Origin of the sequence: Acidiphilium sp. 34-64-41 (assembly GCF_002282635.1) — a bacterium.
GTDB lineage: Bacteria > Pseudomonadota > Alphaproteobacteria > Acetobacterales > Acetobacteraceae > Acidiphilium > Acidiphilium rubrum.
Genome location: NZ_NCJX01000010.1, coordinates 45357 through 66397 on the forward strand (window position 1 = coordinate 45357; position 21041 = coordinate 66397).

19 protein-coding genes are annotated in these 21041 nt (G+C 65.3%); 13 read left to right on the top strand and 6 right to left on the bottom strand.

The window, feature by feature from the left end; all coding sequences use genetic code 11:
- Position 1: 1 nt before the first annotated feature.
- From asnB to B7X49_RS03020, 3 genes are read right to left on the bottom strand one after another with little or no spacing between them, the layout of a single operon-like run.
- Positions 2-1744, bottom strand: coding sequence for an asparagine synthase (glutamine-hydrolyzing) (gene asnB, locus B7X49_RS03010; protein ID WP_286702631.1), 1743 nt, complete (start codon positions 1742-1744; stop codon positions 2-4).
- Positions 1744-2763: a glycosyltransferase gene (locus B7X49_RS03015; RefSeq protein ID WP_286702565.1), complete on the bottom strand. Its 1020-nt coding sequence runs from the start codon at positions 2761-2763 to the stop codon at positions 1744-1746. The genes asnB and B7X49_RS03015 overlap by 1 nt, the downstream gene beginning before the upstream one ends.
- Complete coding sequence (locus B7X49_RS03020; protein ID WP_408735555.1) at positions 2760-3656, bottom strand: glycosyltransferase family 9 protein; 897 nt, start codon at positions 3654-3656, stop codon at positions 2760-2762. The genes B7X49_RS03015 and B7X49_RS03020 overlap by 4 nt, the downstream gene beginning before the upstream one ends.
- A gap of 56 nt (positions 3657-3712) precedes the next feature.
- Here B7X49_RS03020 and B7X49_RS03025 point away from each other — a divergent pair, with 56 nt between their 5' ends.
- Both B7X49_RS03025 and B7X49_RS03030 read left to right on the top strand, forming a co-directional pair.
- Positions 3713-4540, top strand: coding sequence for a folate-binding protein YgfZ (locus tag B7X49_RS03025; protein ID WP_286702564.1), 828 nt, complete (start codon positions 3713-3715; stop codon positions 4538-4540).
- A complete protein-coding gene (locus B7X49_RS03030) occupies positions 4537-5202 on the top strand; it encodes a glutathione S-transferase (protein WP_286702563.1) in 666 nt (221 codons plus the stop codon). Before B7X49_RS03025 ends, B7X49_RS03030 begins: the two co-directional genes overlap by 4 nt.
- Here the strand turns inward: B7X49_RS03030 and B7X49_RS03035 are convergent.
- The 3 genes from B7X49_RS03035 to mbfA all read right to left on the bottom strand — a co-directional run bounded on the left by B7X49_RS03035 (position 5120) and on the right by mbfA (position 8030).
- A complete protein-coding gene (locus tag B7X49_RS03035) occupies positions 5120-6040 on the bottom strand; it encodes a DMT family transporter (protein ID WP_286702562.1) in 921 nt (306 codons plus the stop codon). The two genes, B7X49_RS03030 and B7X49_RS03035, sit on opposite strands and share 83 nt — an antisense overlap.
- Positions 6037-7008 carry a nitronate monooxygenase family protein gene (locus B7X49_RS03040; protein ID WP_286702561.1) on the bottom strand — a complete coding sequence of 324 codons (972 nt, stop codon included), beginning with the start codon at positions 7006-7008 and terminating at the stop codon, positions 6037-6039. Before B7X49_RS03040 ends, B7X49_RS03035 begins: the two co-directional genes overlap by 4 nt.
- 65 nt (positions 7009-7073) lie before the next feature.
- Positions 7074-8030 (bottom strand): iron exporter MbfA, encoded by a 957-nt coding sequence (mbfA, locus tag B7X49_RS03045; RefSeq protein ID WP_286702560.1) that lies wholly within the window; start codon positions 8028-8030, stop codon positions 7074-7076.
- Positions 8031-8226: 196 nt separating this feature from the next.
- Between mbfA and B7X49_RS03050 the strand changes: the two genes are divergently transcribed.
- The 11 genes from B7X49_RS03050 to pimC all read left to right on the top strand — a co-directional run bounded on the left by B7X49_RS03050 (position 8227) and on the right by pimC (position 21036).
- The gene (locus tag B7X49_RS03050) at positions 8227-10101 is read left to right on the top strand and encodes a tetratricopeptide repeat-containing sulfotransferase family protein (protein ID WP_286702559.1); all 1875 of its coding nucleotides are present in this window, start codon (positions 8227-8229) and stop codon (positions 10099-10101) included.
- Positions 10098-11465 (top strand): tetratricopeptide repeat-containing glycosyltransferase family protein, encoded by a 1368-nt coding sequence (locus tag B7X49_RS03055; RefSeq protein WP_286702558.1) that lies wholly within the window; start codon positions 10098-10100, stop codon positions 11463-11465. The genes B7X49_RS03050 and B7X49_RS03055 overlap by 4 nt, the downstream gene beginning before the upstream one ends.
- 284 nt (positions 11466-11749) lie before the next feature.
- Positions 11750-12718 (top strand): ABC transporter substrate-binding protein, encoded by a 969-nt coding sequence (locus B7X49_RS03060; protein WP_286702557.1) that lies wholly within the window; start codon positions 11750-11752, stop codon positions 12716-12718.
- 10 nt (positions 12719-12728) lie between these two features.
- A complete protein-coding gene (locus tag B7X49_RS03065; RefSeq protein WP_286702556.1) occupies positions 12729-13439 on the top strand; it encodes a hypothetical protein in 711 nt (236 codons plus the stop codon).
- On the top strand, positions 13436-13603 hold the full coding sequence (locus tag B7X49_RS03070) for a hypothetical protein (protein WP_286702555.1): 168 nt from the start codon (positions 13436-13438) through the stop codon (positions 13601-13603). Before B7X49_RS03065 ends, B7X49_RS03070 begins: the two co-directional genes overlap by 4 nt.
- Positions 13604-13730: 127 nt before the next feature.
- Positions 13731-15830 carry a 3-hydroxyacyl-CoA dehydrogenase NAD-binding domain-containing protein gene (locus B7X49_RS03075; RefSeq protein WP_286702554.1) on the top strand — a complete coding sequence of 700 codons (2100 nt, stop codon included), beginning with the start codon at positions 13731-13733 and terminating at the stop codon, positions 15828-15830.
- Positions 15827-17524: a dicarboxylate--CoA ligase PimA gene (gene pimA, locus B7X49_RS03080; RefSeq protein WP_286702553.1), complete on the top strand. Its 1698-nt coding sequence runs from the start codon at positions 15827-15829 to the stop codon at positions 17522-17524. Before B7X49_RS03075 ends, pimA begins: the two co-directional genes overlap by 4 nt.
- Entirely contained in the window at positions 17525-18706 is a 1182-nt protein-coding gene (locus tag B7X49_RS03085) for an acetyl-CoA C-acyltransferase (RefSeq protein ID WP_286702552.1), read from the top strand.
- Positions 18706-19221 (top strand): hypothetical protein, encoded by a 516-nt coding sequence (locus B7X49_RS03090; RefSeq protein WP_286702551.1) that lies wholly within the window; start codon positions 18706-18708, stop codon positions 19219-19221. The genes B7X49_RS03085 and B7X49_RS03090 overlap by 1 nt, the downstream gene beginning before the upstream one ends.
- Positions 19218-19835, top strand: coding sequence for a hypothetical protein (locus B7X49_RS03095; protein ID WP_286702550.1), 618 nt, complete (start codon positions 19218-19220; stop codon positions 19833-19835). The genes B7X49_RS03090 and B7X49_RS03095 overlap by 4 nt, the downstream gene beginning before the upstream one ends.
- Positions 19825-21036: a pimeloyl-CoA dehydrogenase large subunit gene (pimC, locus tag B7X49_RS03100; protein WP_286838243.1), complete on the top strand. Its 1212-nt coding sequence runs from the start codon at positions 19825-19827 to the stop codon at positions 21034-21036. The genes B7X49_RS03095 and pimC overlap by 11 nt, the downstream gene beginning before the upstream one ends.
- The last annotated feature ends 5 nt before the right edge of the window (positions 21037-21041 follow it).

Sequence of the window (21041 nt, forward strand, 5' to 3'; positions counted from 1 at the left end):
ATCAACGCTCCGCCAACACATCAAACACATCGCCATCGCACGGCAGGCCGAGACCGTGCCGACGATACCATAACGCGAGGAACAGCAACCGCCAGCAGGCAACACCGGCCCGTGGGTCGGCCGCGCGCGCGAACAGATCGATCACACGGCCCGGTTGGGTCAATTGCCCGACCATCGGTGACCGCGCCACCAGCGCGCCAAGCCGCGCCCCCTGCCCCGCGATCCAGCCCGCCACCGGCACGTCGAACCCCTGCTTGCGCGCGAACGGCCGTGCCTGCGGCAAATACCGCTCCAGCCAGCGACGCAGCAAAAACTTCCCGAAGCCGCGCTGCGTGCGCAAACGATCCGGCAGGGCGAATGCAAAGCGCGCCACCTCACGATCGAGAAACGGTGTGCGCCCCTCGACGCCATGCGCCATCAGGCAGCGGTCGAGCTTGATCAGCAAATCGTTCGGCAGCCATTCCGCGATATCCTCGCGCTGCGCGCGCGCCAGAGCGCTGCCGGCGGCGTGGTCATGCGCCCGATCGATGCCGCTCCGCCACGCCGTGCCGGCATCGCGCAGCACATCGAGCCCGTCGAACGCGCCGTGCCGGCGCATCCGCCGCGCGAACGGCCAGGCCCGGGCGGCGGCGCGATACCGGCCGTAGCCGGCAAAAATTTCATCACCGCCCTCGCCCGACAGCACGACCTTCACCGAACCGCGCGCGTGTCGCGCCAGAAACCAGGTCGGGATGATCGCATAATCCGCCACCGGATCATCCATTGCGCCGACGATTTCCGGCAGATGCCGCCACATCATCGCCTCGGTGATCTCGATCCGCTCATGTCGCGCACCAACCGCACCCGCGCTGGCCGCGGCGGCATCCCGCTCGTCGGCGACGCTGCCGTGATCGAAACCGGCGGTGAACGCCTGCACCCGCCCGGTGTCGAGCCGCGCCATCAGCGCGAGAATGGCGGCGCTGTCGATTCCACCTGACAGGAACAAGCCGTAAGGAACGTCGCTCCGCTGATGCAGTTCGATGGTTTCCGCCATGACGCGATCGAGCGCTGCGAGCGCCGCGTCTTCCCCCTGCGGTGCCGTGCCGGGTTCGATCGGGTCGTGATCGGCGCGCGCGATCACGGCACCATCGCGCAGCGTCAGCATCGCACCGGGGGCAACGCGTTCGATGCCGGTGAACGCGGTGGTGGCGCCGGTGGTGAATTGAAGCTGCAGCAATTCATGCAGTTTTGCGGCATCGACCGACCGTGCCGCGAGCCCGGCCGCGATCAGCGCCTGTGGTTCGGAGGCAAACGCCACACCCAGCGGACCGGGCGCGATGTAGAGCGGCTTGATGCCGAACGGATCGCGCAGCAGCTTCACCACGCTTTCCTCGGCATCATCGATGGCGATCGCGTACATGCCGCGCAGTTGACCCATGAAATCGGCCGCGGCGCGGGCGAGGTAGAGCGGCGGCTCGCAATCGCTGCCGGTTCGAAACGCGCAACCCGCGAGGTCCCGGCGCAGTTCAGGATTGTTATAGATCTCGCCATTGCCGATCAGTGCGGCCCCCGCGCCGAACAAAGGTTGATCGCCGGTCGCCAGATCGATGATCGCAAGGCGCGTCTGCACCAAGGCAGCGCGCGCGCTGACATGTTGGCCTGAACCATCCGGCCCGCGATGCGCCAGGGCCGCCGCGAGCGTGGCCAGCCGATCCGCTGCAAGCCGCGCGCCCGGCTTGAACGCGATGCCGGCGATGCCGCACATCAGCGCGCCACCCGCGCCAGATAGTCGCGCCACGCCGCGACCACCACCGGCTCGGCGAACTCGCCCGCATAGCGCGTGCGGCCCGCCGCCGCCATCGCCTGGCCGCCCTCCGCCAGCACGCGCGCGATCGCCCGGCTCAAACCTGCCGGATCATCGATCGACACCAGCACGCCATCAACGCCATCCGTGATCAGCTCGCGCGGCCCTTCGGCCGCCGCCGCGACAACCGGCACGCCGGCGGAAAACGCCTCCAGCACCATGTTGCCGAGCGGTTCATGGCGCGAGGACGACACGAACAGTTGCGCGCTGCGCAGCAACGGCCCGACATCGGTGCGCCATCCCGCGAGATGCACGCGCGCTCCGAGGCGGCATGATGCGATCAGCGCCTCCAGCGCCGGTCGTTCGGGCCCTTCACCGGCGATCACCAGATGCGCACCCGGCACAGTTTCCATCGCCCGGATCAGGATGTCGAACCCTTTGACCGCGTGCAGCCTTCCAAGCGCCAGCACCAGCGGTGCGTCATCCGGCACGCCCAGCACGGCGCGCGACGCTGGTGCGATGCTTGTGAAATCGCCAACGAAATTCGGCAGATAGGCAACGCGATCGGCCGGCCAGCCCTGATCCGCGATCCAGCGCACGATGTCGCGTGTGTTGCCGACCAGATGATCGCAGCGGCGGAAATATTTCAGCGGATAATACCCACCCAGACGACCGACCAGCGTCCAACTGCCACGCGGAGCGTGAAACGCCGCCCGGCTCATCCACGCCACGGCGACCTCGGCACCGAAGGCGTGCAGGGCCCTGGCGGCGCGCGGCCGGGTCAGCGGATCGAGTGGACCGCCGTAGCGCAATCCCACGGGTTCGAGCCCTGCCGCCCGCAACCGCGCGACCCTTGCGGGCTCCGGCCGGATCACCGGCAGAACCGCCTCGCCTGCCTCGTGGAGGCCAATGGTCAGGCGCTCGAAAAACAGCTCCGCACCACCCTGCGCCGCGCCGGCCATCAATTGACCGATCCTCATGCGGGCACCGGTTCGCCCATCAGCGCGGCCACCGCCTTGTGCACCGCATCGACCGCCAGATGCTCCATCGCCGCCTCGCCCTCGATGCCCGGTGCGGCGACGAACGCCGCCCGCACCCCGGCCGGCGCGTATTCCGACGCGCGGGACCGGCCGAACAACCCCAGCGTCGGCACATGCGCCGCGGCCGCCAGATGCATCAGGCCGGAATCATTGCCGATGAACAGCGCGCAGCGCGCAAGGCAAGCCGCCGCTTCGGCCACCGAGACCGCGCCAACCAGATCGACCGCGCCGGGCAGCCCGGCCAGGACCGGTGCCGCCGCCGCGCGCTCGGCTGGCCCCGGCCCACCGAACACCGCGATCCGGGCAAAATCGAGCCGCCGGGCGATTGCGATGAAATGTTCGGCCGGCCAGATCTTGCCCGCCCAATTCGCCGTCGGCCCCAGAGCCAGCACGGGCGCGCCGGGCGGGATGAGCATCTCCGCGCGCGTGCGGTCCGCCGGCGCGGTCCACACCACCGGCAGCGGCGGCGGATCGAACCCGCAGGCTGCGCCGATCTGGGCATAGCGCCGGCCGGGGCGGCGGCCGCCGCGCACGATGACCCGCTGGCCGACCCATAACCCGTATGCCAGCGCCGAGCCCCGGAAATCGACCACGATGTGCCAGCGGTCGCGCACGACGCGCGACCAGAGCGAGAGCCAATGCCCATCGAGGCGCTGTTTCTCGAACACGATCAACCGTTCCAGCCCCGGCAGCCGCGCGAACACCCCCGCCGCTGCCGCGCCGCACGCAACCGTCAACCGTGCCGCCGGATGCGCGAGGCGGATCCGCTCGATCACGCCCGAGGAAATCACGGCATCACCCAGCCGCGACGATGTGATGAACAAAATCCGCATGCCGCGCTGCTCTAGCACGGCTTGTCGCATCCCGGCCAAGGGGCCACATCCGCTGCATGACAATCGTTGCATATCTGCCCGATCGCGGCGTGATCGATCTCAGCGGCCCGGACCGGGTTGCGTTTCTGCAAGGCCTGGTCACGAACGACGTGTCGAGGGCGCACCCCGGCACCTGTGTCTGGACCGCGTTGCTGACACCACAGGGCCGCTACCGCGCCGAATTTTTCGTCTTTGCAACCGAGTCGAGCCTGCTGCTCGATGCGCCGCGCGATGCGATCGCCGACATCATCACCCGCCTGTCGCGCTTCAAGCTGCGCAGCAAGGTGGTCTTGACCGACCGCTCGGCCGATTACGCGGTCCACGCCGCATGGAACGGCCCACCGCCGGAAAACGCGGGCATCACCGCACCCGATCCGCGGCTTGCCGAAGCGGGCCACCGGATTCTGGCGTCGGCGCCAAGGGCGGACAGCGCCGATCCATCGGCCTACCGGGCCCATCGCCTCGCCCTCGGCCTGCCGGACCACGGCGATCTCGAACCCGACAAGACCCTGCCGATGGAAGCCGGCTTCGGCGAATTGCACGGCATCGACTGGGAGAAGGGCTGCTACATGGGCCAGGAACTCACCGCCCGCACGCGCTATCGCGGCCTGGTGAAACTCCGGCTGATCCCGATCACGGCAAGCACCGACCTGCCGGCATCCGGCAGCATCACCAGCGGCGAGCGCAATGTGGGCGATCTGTGCATCGCGCAGGGGCAGCAAGGGCTGGCAATGCTGCGCCTCGATGCGCTGGACCAGCATTTGCAGATCGGCGTCCTTACGATAACACCCAACCTACCGCATTGGTTATCCCTGCCCGCCCCGTCTGAAAAGGCCCAAGCATGATCATCGTCCACCACCTCGAAGCGTCGCGCTCGCAGCGGATTCTCTGGCTGCTCGAAGAACTCGGCCTCGAATACGAGGTGAAACTCTACAAGCGGAACCCGAAGACCATGCTGGCGCCGCCGAGCCTCAAATCCGTGCATCCCCTCGGGAAATCACCGGTGATCACCGATGGCGATACCATTGTGGCGGAAACCGGCGCGATCATCGAATACATCATCGATAAATACGGCGAGGGCCGGCTGATCCCGCCCGCCGGATCGGACGATCGGCGGCGCTACACCTACTGGCTCCACTATGCCGAAGGCTCGGCGATGCCGTTTCTGGTGATGAAGCTGATTTTCACCGAAATGCCGAACCAGGCCCCGTTCATCGCGAAGCCATTGCTCCGCATGATCGGCAACAAGGTCGGCGAGAGCTATCTCGACCCCAATATCGCCACACACATCCGCTTCTGGGAGGACAGTCTGGCCAATTCCACCTGGTTTGCCGGGCCGGAGCTGACCGGTGCGGACATCATGATGAGTTTTCCGGTCGAGGCGGCCAACGCGCGCGGCGCGCTGCGCGGCAATTTCCCGCGGATCAATGCGTTCCTCGCTGCGGCCCACGCCCGCCCGGCGTATCAGCGGGCGTTGGCGAAGGGTGGGCCTTACCCTTACGCGTAAGGCCGGCAGACACCCCGGCCCCGCCGACGATCAGGGCCGCGGCGGCGATGATAGACCCGCTCATCGGTGCGCGCCCGAGTGCGATCAGCAAACCGGTCGACAGCAGCGGCGCCGCGTAGGACAGGGTTCCCAGCAGGGCGAGATCGCCCTGTTTGGTGGCGAAATCCCACAGGAAAAAAGCAAGCCCGACCGGTCCGAGCCCCAGCGCCAACAGGGCCAGTGCCTGCCCGGCATTCGGCATCACGGTCGGTTCGGTCAAGCCGTGCGCCACCAGCGCGAGTGCCGCGACCACGCCGCAAACCCCGGCGATCAGATCGCTCGGCACCGCGCTGATCCGCCGATTCGCAACCGAATACAGCGCCCAGACGAAAGCGGCCGCCAGGGCGCAGCCATAGCCGAGGGCGGAGCCATGCCCGCTTAGACCCTGCGCTCCGAGCAGGATCACCACCGTGCCGGCCAGTCCCATCAGGGCGCCGAGCACGTGGCGCGCTCGCAGCACGCCACCGGGCAACAGGGCCGCGAACAACACGATCAGCAGCGGCCATAAATAGGCGATCAGCCCGGCCTGCGCCGGCGGCGCGTGATCGAGCGCGCTGAAATACAGCGCATGATAGGCGAACAGTCCGGCGATGCCGATCGCCCAGGCCAGCGGCGCCTGGCGCAGCCGCCGCAGCCTGCCGCGCAGCGCCAGCACCGCGATGCCTGCCAGAAACGCCACGAAAAAACTGAGCGCCAGGGTCTCGAATGGCGGAATGCCGCGCGTTGCCGCGGTCAATGCCGCAAGGGTGGACCAGAGCAAAATGGCACCACCGCCGCTCGCGGTGGCGCGCAGTTTCACGCGCAGAGCGCCGCCTTCGCCGCGCGATAGTCCGCGACCAATCGCGCAACCAGCGCCGCCGCCGGCACTACCGCAGCGACCGCGCCGATCCCCTGGCCCGAACCCCAGATATCCTTCCACGCCTTGGCCTTGGCACCCTCGTGGAAATTCATCGCCGAGGCATCGCTCTGCGGCAAATCATCCGGGTCGAGCCCGGCCGCGATGATGCTCGGCCTCAGGTAGTTGCCGTGCACGCCGGTGAACAGATTGGTGTAGACGATATCATCCGCCCCGCTTTCCACGATCGCCTGCTTATAGGCCGCCGATGCGTTGGCTTCCTCGGTCGCGATGAACGCCGAGCCGATATAACCGAAATCGGCCCCCATGGCTTCCGCGGCCAGCACGGCGCGGCCGGTCGCGATCGCACCCGAGAGCGCCAGCGGCCCATCGAACCAGGCGCGGATTTCCTGCACCAGCGCGAACGGCGAAATCACCCCGGCGTGGCCGCCCGCCCCCGCCGCCACGGCGATCAGCCCATCCGCCCCCTTCTCGATCGCTTTATGGGCGAACCGGTTGTTGATGATATCGTGCAGCACCACGCCGCCGTAGGAATGCACCGCCGCATTTACCTCAGGCCGCGCGCCGAGCGAGGTGATCACCAACGGAACACGGTATTTCACGCAAAGTTCAAGATCATGTTCCAGCCGCGCATTCGACCGGTGCACGATCTGATTGACCGCGAACGGGGCGGACGGGCGCTCGGGATGCGCCGCATCCCACGCCGCCAACGCCGCGGTGATTTCGGCCAGCCACTCGTCGAGCTTGGCTTCCGGCCGGGCGTTCAGCGCGGGAAACGAGCCGACGATGCCGGCGCAACATTGCGCGATCACCAGTTTCGGATTCGACAGAATGAACAACGGCGATCCGATCACCGGGACCGCCATGTTTTTGCGAAGCCGTGCGGCTATCGACCCTGATTTATGATTCATCCAGCGTTTGTGCCGGGCGTTACCCTATGCGTCAATCGGTCGCGAACTAACGTACACGCCGTCTCTCAACTCGTCCCCAGCGCGACGCCGACGCCGAACACGATCGCCCCGCCCAGTGCAACCTGCAATGCCGCCTGCAACGGTGGTGCCTCCATATACCGCGCCCTGATCCAGGAAATCACGCCCAGTTCCACCACCACCACCCCGAACGCGACTGCCATCGCGGTCCAGAAATTCGGGATCAGGAACGGCAGGGTATGGCCCAGACCGCCAATAGTCGTCATGCCGCCGGTGATCGCACCCCGCAAAATCGGCGAGCCGCGGCCGGTCAGGCTGCCGTCATCGGACAAGGCCTCGGCGAACGCCATCGAAATTCCGGCACCTAACGAGGCCGCGATGCCGACAATGAACGCCTCATGCGGCTTATGGGTCGCGAACGCCGCCGCGAATACCGGCGCCAGCGTCGAGACCGAGCCATCCATCAACCCGGCCAGGCCCGGCTGCACATAGCGCAGCACGAAATTCCGCTCGGCGGATTTATCCTCGGTCTGGCGTACCGGTTCGGGTACGTTTTCCTCGGTCAGTTTATCCGCGATATGCTCATGGGTCTGCTCCGCCTCCGCAAGGTCGCCGAGCAGCTTGCGGATCGTCACGTCCGACGTCCGGCTCGCCGCCAGGCGATAGAAATTCGCCGTCTCGGATTCCATGCTTTCCGCCAGCTTGCGCACATCCTTGATGCTGGGCGTGGGCATTTGCCAGACGGTCTTGCGGTGCAGAAATCCCTTGACGTCCTGGCGCCGGATCAATGGAATATGATCGCCGAATTTTTCCTGGAACAGATCGATCAGCCGGCGCCGATGATCGCTCTCCTCGGCCGCCATCTCGAAAAACACCTTGGCCGAAGCCGGGAAATCCGCGTGCAGACCCTCCGCGATATCGGCGTAGATCCGACCATCCTCTTCCTCCGCCCCGATCGCCAGGGCCAGGATTTCACGTTCCGACAGTTCCGAAAAATTGCGCATAGCCGCAAAATGGCGCGCTGGTTTCGATTGGTCAAGGATTTGGTTTTACTTGATATTTATTCGCAACTGCAGTTGCGAACGGCTCGCAGACGCCGCATCATTCAGGCAACGCCACGCGTCTGCAATCATGCCGCGCAACCGTTCGCACTGCCGCAACCACCCTTGCACCCCACGCCAAACCCTGCATGATCCGGGTATGAGCGCATCCGCAACCTCGCTTCGCCCGGGTTTCGATCCGACCCTGTGCACCTGCGGCTCAGGCCTGCGGGCGCTGCGCTGCTGTAAGCTCCAAGCCACGGCCCTGCCCGACCCGGTCAATCACGCCGCGTTCGACACCTTGATCGAGCAGGCCCGCACCGCCCGCACCGCCAACCGCAATCGCGAGGCCGAGCGCCACGTCCTGCAAATCCTCGATCTCGCGCCGCATCACCGCGAAGCACTGCGCCTCCTGTTCGAACTGCGCCGTGCCGAGGGCCGCATCGCCGCCGCCGAGGCGCTGATCGCGCGCATCGCCTCGATCCCGCCGGATGTCGCGGCCGCGCATGTCCAGCACGCGCAGATCTTGATCAACCAGAGCCGCCACGCCGAAGCCGAAATCCCGGCCCGCCGCGCCGTCGCCCTGCTGCCGCGCGACACCACCATCCACCACATGCTCGGTATCATCTTCACCGAAACCAACCGCCTGACCGCCGGCGAACGCCATTATCGCCTCGCGCTGAGCTACGTCGAACAGCACGATCCCGCCCTGCTCGGCAATCTCGCCTGGAACCTCCGCCAGCAAGGGCGGCTCGATGAAGCGGCCGCGACCTACGATGCCACGCTCGCGATCAAGCGCGACAATCCCCGCGGTCTCGCCGGCTACGCCCAGGTCGAAGCCGGCCGCTTTCGGCTTGATCAGGCCGAAGCCCTGCTCGCCGAAGCCACCACGCTGGCCCCGGCCGATCGCATGATCGCGGTGCTGAGCGCCCTGGTCCGCCTGCACCGTGACGATCCGGATGCAGCACTCGCCAAAATCGAAGCCACCGCCGCCGCCATCGCACCGCAATCCCTGGTCGCCACCGAATTCGCCGCCAAGGGCATGGCGCTCGAACGGCTCGGCCGGTTCGACGAGGCCTGGAACGCCTATCAATCGGGCCGCGCCTTTCAGCGCGAGCGCGCCAACCGCCGGTTCGACCCGGCCCCGATCGCGGCCCGGCTCGCGACCGTCCGATCGACCTTTCTGGCCGATCGCCTGTCCGGCCTGCCCCGCCCCGGCCAGATCCCCGGCGGTGCAACGCCGATCTTTCTGCTCGGCACGCCGCGCTCGGGCACGGGTCTGCTCGAACAATTGCTCAGCCAATGCCCCGGCATCGATCCGGCCGACACGCGCGCGCCACTGCCCGACCTCGCGCATCTGCTGCCCGCGCTGGTCAGCGGCCTCGGCGGCAGCGCGGAATCCTTCCCGGATGCCCTGATCGCCACCACCGCCGGCGACCAGCGCGACATCCTGCCGATGCTCGCCAACCGCTACCTCGCCATACTCCGCGCCTCCGGCGTCAGCACTGCCGAAAGCCGCTTCGTCACCGATCGTCACCCGGATCTGCCCTGGCTGCTCGGTTTCGCCGCCACGCTGTTTCCGACCGCGCCGGTCATCCACGTGCTCCGCCATCCGCTCGACATCGCTCTGTCGGGCTTCGCGCAGGACAAGCTCTACGAGGGCAACGCCGGCGTCACGCTGGCGGGCATGGCCACGCTGTTCGATGCCCAGATGAACGCGATCGCCCAGGTGCGCGGCCAGACCACCCTGCGCTACCTGCCGATCCGCTACGAAGACCTCGTGCGCGACCCTGCCGGCACGCTGCGCCTGGTGCTCGACTTCATCGGCATCACGGCCGACGTGCACGCCCTGCTGGACACGCCACCACGCGTGATACCCCGCGCACCAGGCCATCGGCTCGTGCAACTGCCGCCGCACCGGCGCAGCCTGTATCGGCATCGCAGCTTCGGCGCGGTGTTCGACGAAGCCCTGCCGATCCTCACGCCATGGATCGAACGCCTCGGCTACGCCCAACCGCAGGAGACCACACCATGAGCGGCGCCGCCGGCGTCAAGGTAACGCTTGGCGAGGTTCTGAACGAAATCAGTGCCTATGAGCGCGACGGCAAGCTCGAAGATGCCGAAGCCCTCGCCGAACGCGTGCTGCGCGCGGCACCCGAACACCCGCACGTGCTGCATCTGTCAGGCATCGTCGCCTACCGGCGCGGCAAGGTGCCGCTCGCGATCGAGCGGATGGAAAAATCGCTCGAACTCTCGCCCACCGTCGCGGTCTATCCACGCAACATGTGCGAAATCTATCGCGGCGCCGGCAGACTCGACGATGCGCTGCGCATGGCGCTCCGCGCCGTCGAGCTCGCACCCGAGGACAAAAGTGCGCATTTCAACCACGCCCTGATCCGCTACGAACGCCGTGAACTCGACGACGCCCTCGCCGCCGCCGATCGCGCAATCGAACTCGATCCCGATTTCCCCGAAGCCCATTTCGAGCGCGCCGAAGTCCTGCTGCTCGGCGGCCGCCTCACCGAAGGCTGGGACAGCTACGAGTGGCGCTTCAAACTCAAACAGGCCGAGGGCATGCTGCCCAAGACCGACAAACCGCAATGGGACGGCGGCACCCTGCCCGACGGCAAACTCCTCATCGTCGCCGATCAGGGCTTCGGCGATTGCATCCAGTTCGGCCGCTACATCCCCTGGGCCGCCGAACGCGCGCCCAAACCCGTGCTCGCCTGCAGCGGCGATCTGGTGCCGATCATGCGCCAGATCCCCGGCCTCGGCCGCATCGTCACCCGCTGGGAAACTACCGGCGACTTCGATGCCTATATCCCCCTCTCCGGCCTGCCGCGCCTCGCCGGCACCACGGTCGACAACATCCCGACCCCCATCCCCTACCTGCACCCCGACCCCGCCAAAATCACCGCCTGGAAACAACGGCTCGATGCGCTGACCCCGGCCGGCAAAAAACGCATCGGCCTGGTCTGGGCCGGCAGACCGACCCACAAGAACGACCGCAAACGCACGGTCAAACTCGAACAATTCGCCCCGCTGTTCGCCCGCCCCGACCTCGCAATCGTCACCGTCCAGAAAGGCGACCAGATCGCCCAGGTCGGCAACTATTTCGGCGCCGCCCCGCTGATCAACCTCGGCCCCAGCATCAACGATTTCACCGACACGCTCGCCATCCTGCAAAGCCTCGATCACCTCGTCACCATCGATACCTCGGTCGCACACCTCGCCGGTGCCTCCGGCGTGCCCACCGCGATCATCCTGCCCTACGCCCCCGATTGGCGCTGGCTGCTCAACCGCGACGATTCGCCCTGGTATCCCTCGCTGCGCCTGTACCGCCAGCAACGCCCCTACGACTGGTACGGCGTGATCGAACGCATCACGGCCGCGTTGTGAGGGCTCGTTGGATGGGGTGGGGTGGTGGGACGAAGAAGGCCAAGGGGCTTTGCCCCCTGGACCCCCACCAAAGGCGGAGCCTTTGGAATCCATTCGTTTTAGGCGAGGGAAGGGCGTCGCAGGAATTGCCATGTCCAATCCCGTGCCCGCCCTCCCCTCGCCTAAAACGAGCGGGTTCTAAGAGCTGCGCCCTTAGCGGGGTCCAGGGGCGGAGCCCCTGGCCTTCCTTCTGCCCATCACCCCGCCTCACCCAACGCATCCTCACAGCGTCGATCGCGCTGGGTTTGTTCCTGCCATATCCGGCCGTCGCGGCGGGGTTGACGGTGTATTCGCGGCTCGATTTTGCGCCGGCGGTGGGGGTGGCGTTCAGCCGGAAGACCGGGATTGCGGTGCGGGTGCGGCGTCCGCCGGCGCATGGGTTGTTCGCGCGGATCAGGGCGGAGGGCGATCATCCGCGGTGGTCGGTGGCGTGGTTTTACGGGGCGAGTGCTGCGGTCATGCTCGATCGTCGCGGTTTGCTGGCGCATGGGCTTGCCGCACCGTCCGGGTTGACGGCGATGGGGGCGGCGTCGGTGCCTGCCGATGGGTCTTATGTCGCGACCGGGTTGGGCCTGGGTGGAGTCTTGGTGATGCCGAAGGCGGCGCCGTTCGCCCCGCCTGCGACCTGGGCGGATCTGACGGCGCCGGCCTATCGCGGGCTGATCGGCATGAATGATCCGGCGACGTCCGACCAGGGCGTTTCACCGGTTATGGCGATGGTGCAGGCGGCGGGTGGCTGGCCGGCGGCGCAGGGGTATTTTCTAAGCTTGAAGCAGGCCGGGCTGCATATTTACGGCGATACAGCGACGACTTTGGCGGCCCTGCGCAGCGGTGCCATCCAGATCGCGATCATGCGGTCCTCGGCCGCGTTGCGTGCGAGCACGATCGATCCATCCTTGCGCGTGGTGGTGCCGAAACCGGCAGCGGTGTTGGCAAGTGTGATCGTGATGGCGGGGCATTTGCCCGCGTCGGAGCGTGCGGCCGCGGAGCGGTTCATCGCCTATGTCAATTCGCCGGCCGCGCTGCGTATCGAAATGCGCCAGGGTGGCGATGATGGCGCATTCTGGCCGGTGGTGAGCGATGTAGCGCCCGCGTCAGCAATGCCGAGTGCCGCATCGCTGACGCCGGTCATGGTCGATCCGGCGCAGTCGGCGCGCGATCGATCGGCGATCATCGCGTGGTTTTCCAAAACCATTGTCGGTGCGAGCACGTGAGGCAGCGGCGATGACGTCCGATCTACCGGTGATCCTCGCAAGTTTTTTCACCGCCGGGGTCGAGTGGGTCGAGGCGTTCACCATCGTGCTGGCGGTTGCGCTGGCGATCGGGTGGCCGCGCGCGATCGCTGCGGGTGGTGCGGCCTTGGCGATTCTGGGGCTGCTCACGCTGTTCGGCGCGCATGCGGTCAGCGCGATCGGCAATTTGCGGATCATCCAGTTCGTGATCGGTGTGTTCCTGACGTTGTTCGGCATGCGCTGGCTTGCCAAGGCGATCGCGCGCGCCGCCGGATTGCGGCGCCTGCGCGATGAGGATGCGGCGTTCGCAGCACTGTCCGGCAGTCAGGCTCTGGCCGAAACCCAGGGAGCGATGCTGGTGGCGTTTCAGGGCGTGCTGATGGAGGGGCTGGAGGTCTGGCTGATCGTGGTCGCCCTCGGGGTCCAGACCGGGCAGACCGAAGTTGCGGCGGTATCGGCCGTGGCGGCGCTGGTCGCGGTGATGGGCGCGGGCATGATGCTGCGTGCGCCGCTCTCGCGCGTGCCGGAAAACACCATCAAATACCTGGTCGGCTGCGCCGTCCTCGGTTTCGGCACGTTCTGGATGCTGGCCTCGCTCGGCTATGTCTGGCCGATCGGCGATTATGCGTTACCGGCGTTGATGGCGTTTTACGCGCTCGGTGGCCTGGTGCTGATCCGCACCTTGCAAAGGCTGGAGCGATGAAAAAACTGTTCCGATCGTTGATCGGCGACGCCCCGACCCTGGCCTGGGTTGCCGGCAGCGTCCTGTTCGCCAATCGCGTGATCGCCAGCGGCGAAGCATCCTATGCCGGGGTGCTGGTGCCGCTGGCGTTGTTGATCGGCGTCGGGTTTCTCGCGCGACGGTGACGTCACTGCTGTGCGACCCAAGCGCATCCCCTCGCCCGATTGCCGGACCGCCCCCCTTGCATGACCTCTGCCCGCAAGCGATAAAGGGTTAACCAATAGTGCCCCCCTAAGCACGAACCGAGGAACCATGAGCCAGCCAGTCGTTGATCTCGACATGACCAATGGAATCGCCGTCATCGCGATCGATAGCCCGCCGGTGAACGCGCTGGGCCACGCGGTGCGATCAGCACTGCTCGAAGCGCTGACCAAGGCCGAGGCCGATCGGGCCACGAAAATCATTATTCTCGCGTGCAAGGGCCGCACGTTTTCCGCCGGCGCGGATATTACCGAATTCGGCAAGCCGCCGCGCGATCCCGGCCTGCACGAGGTGATCGAGCGGTTCGATCAATGCACGAAACCGACCATCGCTGCCCTGTTCGGCACCACGTTGGGCGGCGGGCTCGAACTCGCGATGGGCTGCCATTACCGGGTGGCAACCGACACCGCGCGGATGGGCCTGCCAGAGGTCAAACTCGGCCTGCTGCCCGGTGCCGGCGGCACCCAGCGCCTGCCACGCCTGATCGGGCCGGAAAAAGCCGTCGCCGCGATCGTTTCCGGCAAAATGATCGGCGCCAAATCCGCTTTGGCCGATGGGCTGATCGATGCGATCGTGACCGATCCGGTGCAGGGTGCGATCGATTTTGCCCATACGATCGATCCGGAAGCGACGGTGCGGGTACGCGACCGCGCGGATAAGATCGCGCCGGCCCAGGCCGATCCCGCTGGCTTCGAGCAAGCCGCCGCCGAGGCGACCCGACGCCTGCGCGGCGTCGAAGCGCCGGCCGCCTGCGTGAATTCGGTACGCAACGCCTTCACCCTGCCGTTCGAGCAGGGGTTGGCCGCCGAACGCGACATGTTCATGCACCTGGTGATGGGCGACCAATCCCGCGCCCAACGCCATATTTTCTTTGCCGAACGCGAGGCGCAAAAAATCCCGGGCATGGAACCGGGGCTGAAACCGGCCCCGGTGAAGTCGGCCGCCGTCATCGGCGCCGGCACCATGGGTGGCGGCATCGCGATGAATTTCGCCAATGCCGGCATTCCGGTCACGCTGGTCGAAACCGACGACGCGGCCCTGCAACGCGGGCTCGACCGGGTGCGTGACACCTACGATATTTCCGTCAAGCGCGGCGCCCTGCCCGCAGGTGCGACAGCGCAGCGCATGGCCCTGTTCGCCGGCACCACCGACTGGTCGCGCATCGCCGAGGCCGACATGGTGATCGAGGCGGTATTCGAGGAAATGGACCTCAAGAAACAGATTTTCGGCCGGCTCGATGCCGTGGCGAAATCCGGTGCGGTGATCGCGACCAACACCTCCACGCTCGATGTCGATGCGATCGCGCATTCGACCAAACGACCTTCCGATGTGCTGGGCATGCATTTCTTTTCGCCCGCCAATGTCATGAAACTGCTGGAAATCGTGCGCGGCGAGGCAAGTTCGCACCAATCGATCGCCACCGCCATCGCGGTCGGCAAGGCGATGGGCAAAGTGCCGGTCGTGGTCGGCAATTGCGATGGCTTCGTCGGCAACCGCATGCTGGCGCGCCGCACCACCGAATGCGAGCGCCTGCTGCTCGAAGGCGCGTTGCCGCAACAGGTCGATGCCGTGGTTTTGAACTTCGGCTTTCCGATGGGTCCGTTCGCGATGGGTGATCTGGCGGGGCTCGACGTCGGCTGGCGGATTCGCAAACATCGCGGCGTCACCGCACCGATTTCCGATGTGCTCTGCGAACAGGGCCGCTTCGGCCAGAAGACCGGCCGCGGCTACTACATCTATGAAAACGGCAGCCGAACACCGACGCCCGACCCCGAAGTCGCCGCATTGATCGAGGCAACGGCAGCACGCCTCGGCATCACCAGGCGCGCGATCAGCGACCAGGAAATCCTGGAGCGCATGACCTACCCGATGATCAACGAAGCCGCCCGCATTCTCGAGGAAGGCATCGCGATCCGCCCTTCGGACATCGATGTGGTCTGGGTCTACGGCTATGGCTGGCCGGTCTGGCGCGGCGGCCCGTGCTTCCATGCCGATCTGGTCGGCCTGCCGACCATCGTCGAACGCCTCGCGCATTACGCAAATACCACCGGTGATGTTGGGTTGCAGCCGTCTGACCTGCTCACGCAACTCGCCGCCGAGGGCAAGGGTTTTGCCGATTTCGGCAAAGGCGCGAAAGCGGCCGCCGCGTGAGCGAGCGGCCGTTCCCCTGGGAGCGGAACTACCCGGCCGGCCTGCCGTGGGACATCGCGGTGCCGCGCGAAACCATCCCCGCAATGCTGGGCAGCACGATTGCGCGATACGGCGCGGACATTGCGCTGGAATACCGCGACGCGCGGATCAGTTTCACTGATCTCGGCGGTGCCATCAGCGATGTTGCCAAGGGCGTGATCACCCTCGGTCTGCGCCGGGGCGACCGTGTCGCTTTGTATTTGCCCAACACGCCCGCCCATCCGTTCGGGTTCTTCGGGGCGCTGAGCGCGGGGCTGGTGGTGGTGCATCTCTCGCCGCTCGATGCCGAACGCGAACTGATCCACAAGCTGCATGATTCCGGCGCGCGGGTTCTGGTCTGCACCAATCTCGGCGCCATGCTCGCGATGGCTCTGAAACTGCTCGATGCCGGGCATATCGATCGGCTGATCGTGGCCGACGATGCGCAATACGGCCCGATCGCCGGCATGGCGCACCCGCCGATTCCGCAGCACGATGCACGGATCATCACGATCGATGCTCTGCGCGCCATCGGGCGCAACAGCGAGGCCAATCTGCCGCTGACCGATCCCGATGATCTCGCCCTGCTGCAATACACCGGCGGCACCACCGGCCTGCCGAAAGGGGCGATGCACACCCACGCCACCTTGCGGGCATCGGTTGCGATCTACGCCGCGTTTTTCGACGGCCAGGGACGGTTTCCGCCCGGCGAGCGGTTCCGCGCCATCTGCGTGCTGCCGCTGTTTCACATCTACGCCCTCGTGGTGCTGTTGCTACTGCAACTCTCGCGCGGCAGCACGCTGATGCTGCGCCTGAAATTCGATGCCGAAACCACGCTGCGCGACATCGAAATCAACCGGGCGAGCTATTTTCCCGGCGTGCCGACCATGTGGATCGCGCTCGCCAATATCGCCGATCTGGACAAGCGCGATCTGTCCTCGCTCAAACTGGTCGGCTCCGGCGGCGCACCCCTGCCGGTCGAGATCGGGCTGCGGTTCGAGCGCCTCACCGGCATGCGGCTGGGCGGCGGCTGGGGCATGACCGAAACCGCCTCGGCGGGAACCGGCAATCTGCTCGATGGTATTTTCAAGCACGGCTCCGCCGGCATGCCGTTGCCGGGCATAAAACTCGATGTCGTCGCCCTCGATGATCCGACGCGCGTGCTGCCCTATGGCGAGACCGGCGAAATCCGCATCAAATCGCCCAATCTGTTCAAGGGCTATTGGCAAAATCCCCAGGAAAACGCGAAAACCTTCGTCGATGGTCATTTTCTGACCGGCGATATCGGCCTGATCGATCAGGACGGCATGGTGTTTCTGGTCGACCGCAAAAAGGACATGATCCTTTCGGGCGGCTTCAACGTCTATCCCACCCAGATCGAGCAGGCGATCTACGAGCATCCCGGCGTTGCCGAGGTGATCGTGGTCGGCATTCCCGACGATTACCGCGGCCAGTCGGCCAAGGCGTTCATCACCCTGAAACCGGCAGCACTTGCCTTCGATATCGGTGAACTGCGCGAATTCCTCACCGACAAACTCGGTCGCCACGAAATGCCGGTCGCCCTCGAAATCCGCGATGCGTTGCCGAAAACATCGGTCGGCAAATTCTCCCGCAAGGAACTCGCCGCCGAGGCCCTGGTCCATCATCAACAACAATCCGTCAGTCAGGAACGCTAAATGGTCGATGCCGTCATTGTCTCCACCGCCCGCACCCCGATCGGCAAGGCGTTTCGCGGCGCCTTCAACATCACCACCGGCCCAGCACTCGGCGCCCACGCGCTGCGCCACGCGATGGAGCGCGCAAAGCTCGACCCGCGCGAAATCGAAGACGTCGTCATGGGCTGCGCAACTCCTGAAGGCACCACCGGCGGCAACGTCGCCCGCCTCGCCGCGGTGCGTGCCGGCGTCTCGACCGATGCCGCCGCCATGACGGTCAACCGTTTCTGCTCATCCGGATTGCAAGCCATCGCGCTGGCCGCGCATGAAATCATGGTCGAAGGCGCGCCGATCGCGCTGGCTGGCGGGCTCGAATGCATCAGCATGACCACCAACCCGGTCAACAACGGCCGCAACCTCGATCCCTGGCTGCTCGAACACAAGCCGCAGGTCTATATGCCGATGATCGAAACCGCCGACATCGTAGCAGCGCGTTACAACATCAGCCGCGCCGCACAGGACGATTACGCGCTCGAAAGCCAGCGCCGCACCGCTGCCGGCCAGCAGGCCGGCCGGTTCGATGCCGAGATCGTGCCGATCACCACGACCAAGGCGGTCGAGAACAAGGAAACCAAGGCGATCTCGCATGAAGAGGTCACCTTGCGCCAGGACGAGGGCAACCGCCCCGACACCACGCTGGAAGGTCTGGCGAAACTCAAGCCGGTACGCGGCGAGGATCAATTCATCACCGCCGGCAATGCCAGCCAGCTCTCGGATGGCGCATCGGCCTGCGTGATGATGTCCGATACCGAAGCCGCCTCGCGCGGCCTGACGCCGCTGGGCATTTTCCGTGGCTTCGTGGTCGCCGGCTGCGAACCCGACGAAATGGGCATCGGCCCGGTATTCGCCGTGCCGCGCTTGTTGAAGCGCCACGGCTTGACCGTCGATGACATCGATCTGTGGGAACTCAACGAAGCCTTCGCCAGCCAGGTGATCTACTGCCGCGACCGGCTCGGCATCGACCCCGCCAAACTCAACGTCGACGGCGGCTCGATCTCGATCGGTCATCCCTATGGCATGAGCGGTGCGCGCATGACCGGCCACGCCTTGATCGAAGGCAAGCGGCGCGGTTCCAAATTCGCCGTCGTCACCATGTGCATCGGTGGCGGCCAGGGGGCTGCGGGCCTGTTCGAAATCAACTGATGACCGGCACGAACCAGACCATCAGCAATTCGGCTGCAGTGCAGCTCAAAAAAGTTGCCAATGCAGCCTTTTTGGCAAACCCGAGCAACTGCTCTGGCGCTGTTCACGACGTAATCAAAAAACTGGTTGATGCGCAATTCGCTTATCGACAAGCAAATCAGCTCATTCTGTACCTCGCAAATCCGGCCCATGGTTGGAAGCAAGTCGGATTGAAGAAAGCTTCGGAGTTAGCTGATCAAGGTAAAGTAGTTGTTGGCGGTATGGCGGAGCCGAGTGGGCATGGTCATGTCATCATCGTATTACCAGGGCGATGGAAGCCGGCGGGTGGTTACATGGCAGACGGTCGCCTCATGCCATTCGTCGGACTATTCCCACCCGCAATGTCAACTGCATTGGCACCACCAGGGCATAAGCCGTGGCCGGGAGCCGTTAGCGATAGCGATAAAACGGTCTATGATCCATGGTTCAATGCTCGAAAATTCCCTCTCGTTCGATTTTGGACCTACGACCGATGATGTGGAAATATCCACCGCTGGTGGCCGCATTTGCTCTCGCCTTCAATATAGGGCCAGCGAATGCAACTGGGGTAATATTCAAAGATTGCCATTCCGCCCCCCCGGCCATCGCCAAAACAATACAACATCTGATCGGGCCAGATTGGACGATCTATCGACCATTCATGAAGTCCTGTCCTGTCATCTCCCCGACCGGCCAAACACCGCTGCTCATAACCGCTCTCTCACTGCCCGCAGCCAATGCTGCCGGCAAATTATTCGTATCGAACGGCAAAGTCTGGAACTCCCAAACGGCGCACCAAACCTATGACCAAATTCCACTACCCATCATCTCCGATCGCCGCGGTCGCGTGCTAGGCCGTCTGCCCGCCGACCTGCTGCCGATGCCGCCGCAGCAAACGACCGTGACGTTCGATCACTGGCGACACGGCTGGCCATGGCGCATTATCATGCGCGAGATCGATCCCACCGTGTCCCCGCCATTATCACCATGCGGTGCCAAGGCGCTCATCTGGGACTCGAAACGATATAAATTTATCGATGATGCTAGCTTTTGCATCAACTCTTCCAAAGTAGCACCGGCAGCGAACGAGGATAAAAACCATGGAACTTAGTTTTTCACCCGAAGAACTTGCCTTCCGCGACGAAATCCGCGCCTTCATCCGCGACAATCTGCCGCGCGACGTGCAGCAGCGCATGATCGAAGGCCGCGAAATCGGCAAGCAGGACATCGTCAACTGGCAGGCCAAGCTCAACGCCAAAGGGTGGGCGACGCCGCATTGGCCAAAGGCATGGGGCGGCCAGGATTGGAGCCCGGTTCAGGAGTTCATCCTGATCGACGAACTGCAATCCGCCCCCGCACCGCAGCCGCTCGCCTTCAACGTCTCGATGGTCGGGCCGGTCATCGCCACCTTCGGCAATGACGAGCAAAAGAAAAAATTCCTTCCAGGCACGGCAAGTCTTGACATCTGGTGGTGCCAGGGCTTCTCCGAACCCGGCGCCGGCTCCGACCTCGCCGGGCTCAAAACCACCGCGCGGCGTGAGGGTGATCACTACATCATCAACGGCCAGAAAACCTGGACCACGCTCGCTCAATACGCCGACTGGATTTTCGTGCTCGCCCGCACCGACACCCAGGCCGCCAAGAAGCAGCAAGGCATCTCCTTCATCCTGGTTGACATGAAAACGCCCGGCATCACCGTGCGCCCAATCCAGTTGATCGACGGCGGGCACGAGGTGAACGAGGTTTGGTTCGACGAGGTGAAAGTCCCGCTCGAAAACCTGGTCGGCGAGGAAAACAAAGGCTGGGATTATGCCAAATTCCTGCTCGGCAACGAACGCACCAGCATCGCCCGCGTCGGCGTCTCCAAACAGCGCCTGCGCCGGGTGCGCGAACTCGCGGCCAAGGAGCGCGCCGGCGCCGGCAGCCTGATGGACGCGCCATGGTTCCGCGAAAAAATCGCCAATGTCGAAATCGACCTGAAGGCGCTCGAGATCACCCAGTTGCGCGTGCTCGCCGAGGCCCGCAAATCCGGCAAGCACGGCGCGCCGGACCCAAAATCATCCGTGCTGAAAATCAAGGGTTCGGAAATTCAACAGGCCACGACTGAGCTTCTGATGGACGTCGTCGGCCCGCTCGCCATGCCCTACCAACGCTCGACCGATGCCGAAGATGAAGGCAACAACACCCCGATCGGGCCGGACGACGCAGCCTATGCGGCACCGACCTATTTCAACTGGCGCAAGATTTCGATTTATGGCGGGTCTAATGAGATTCAGCGGAATATTATTGCTAAGGCGATATTGGGGTTTTAAGTAAA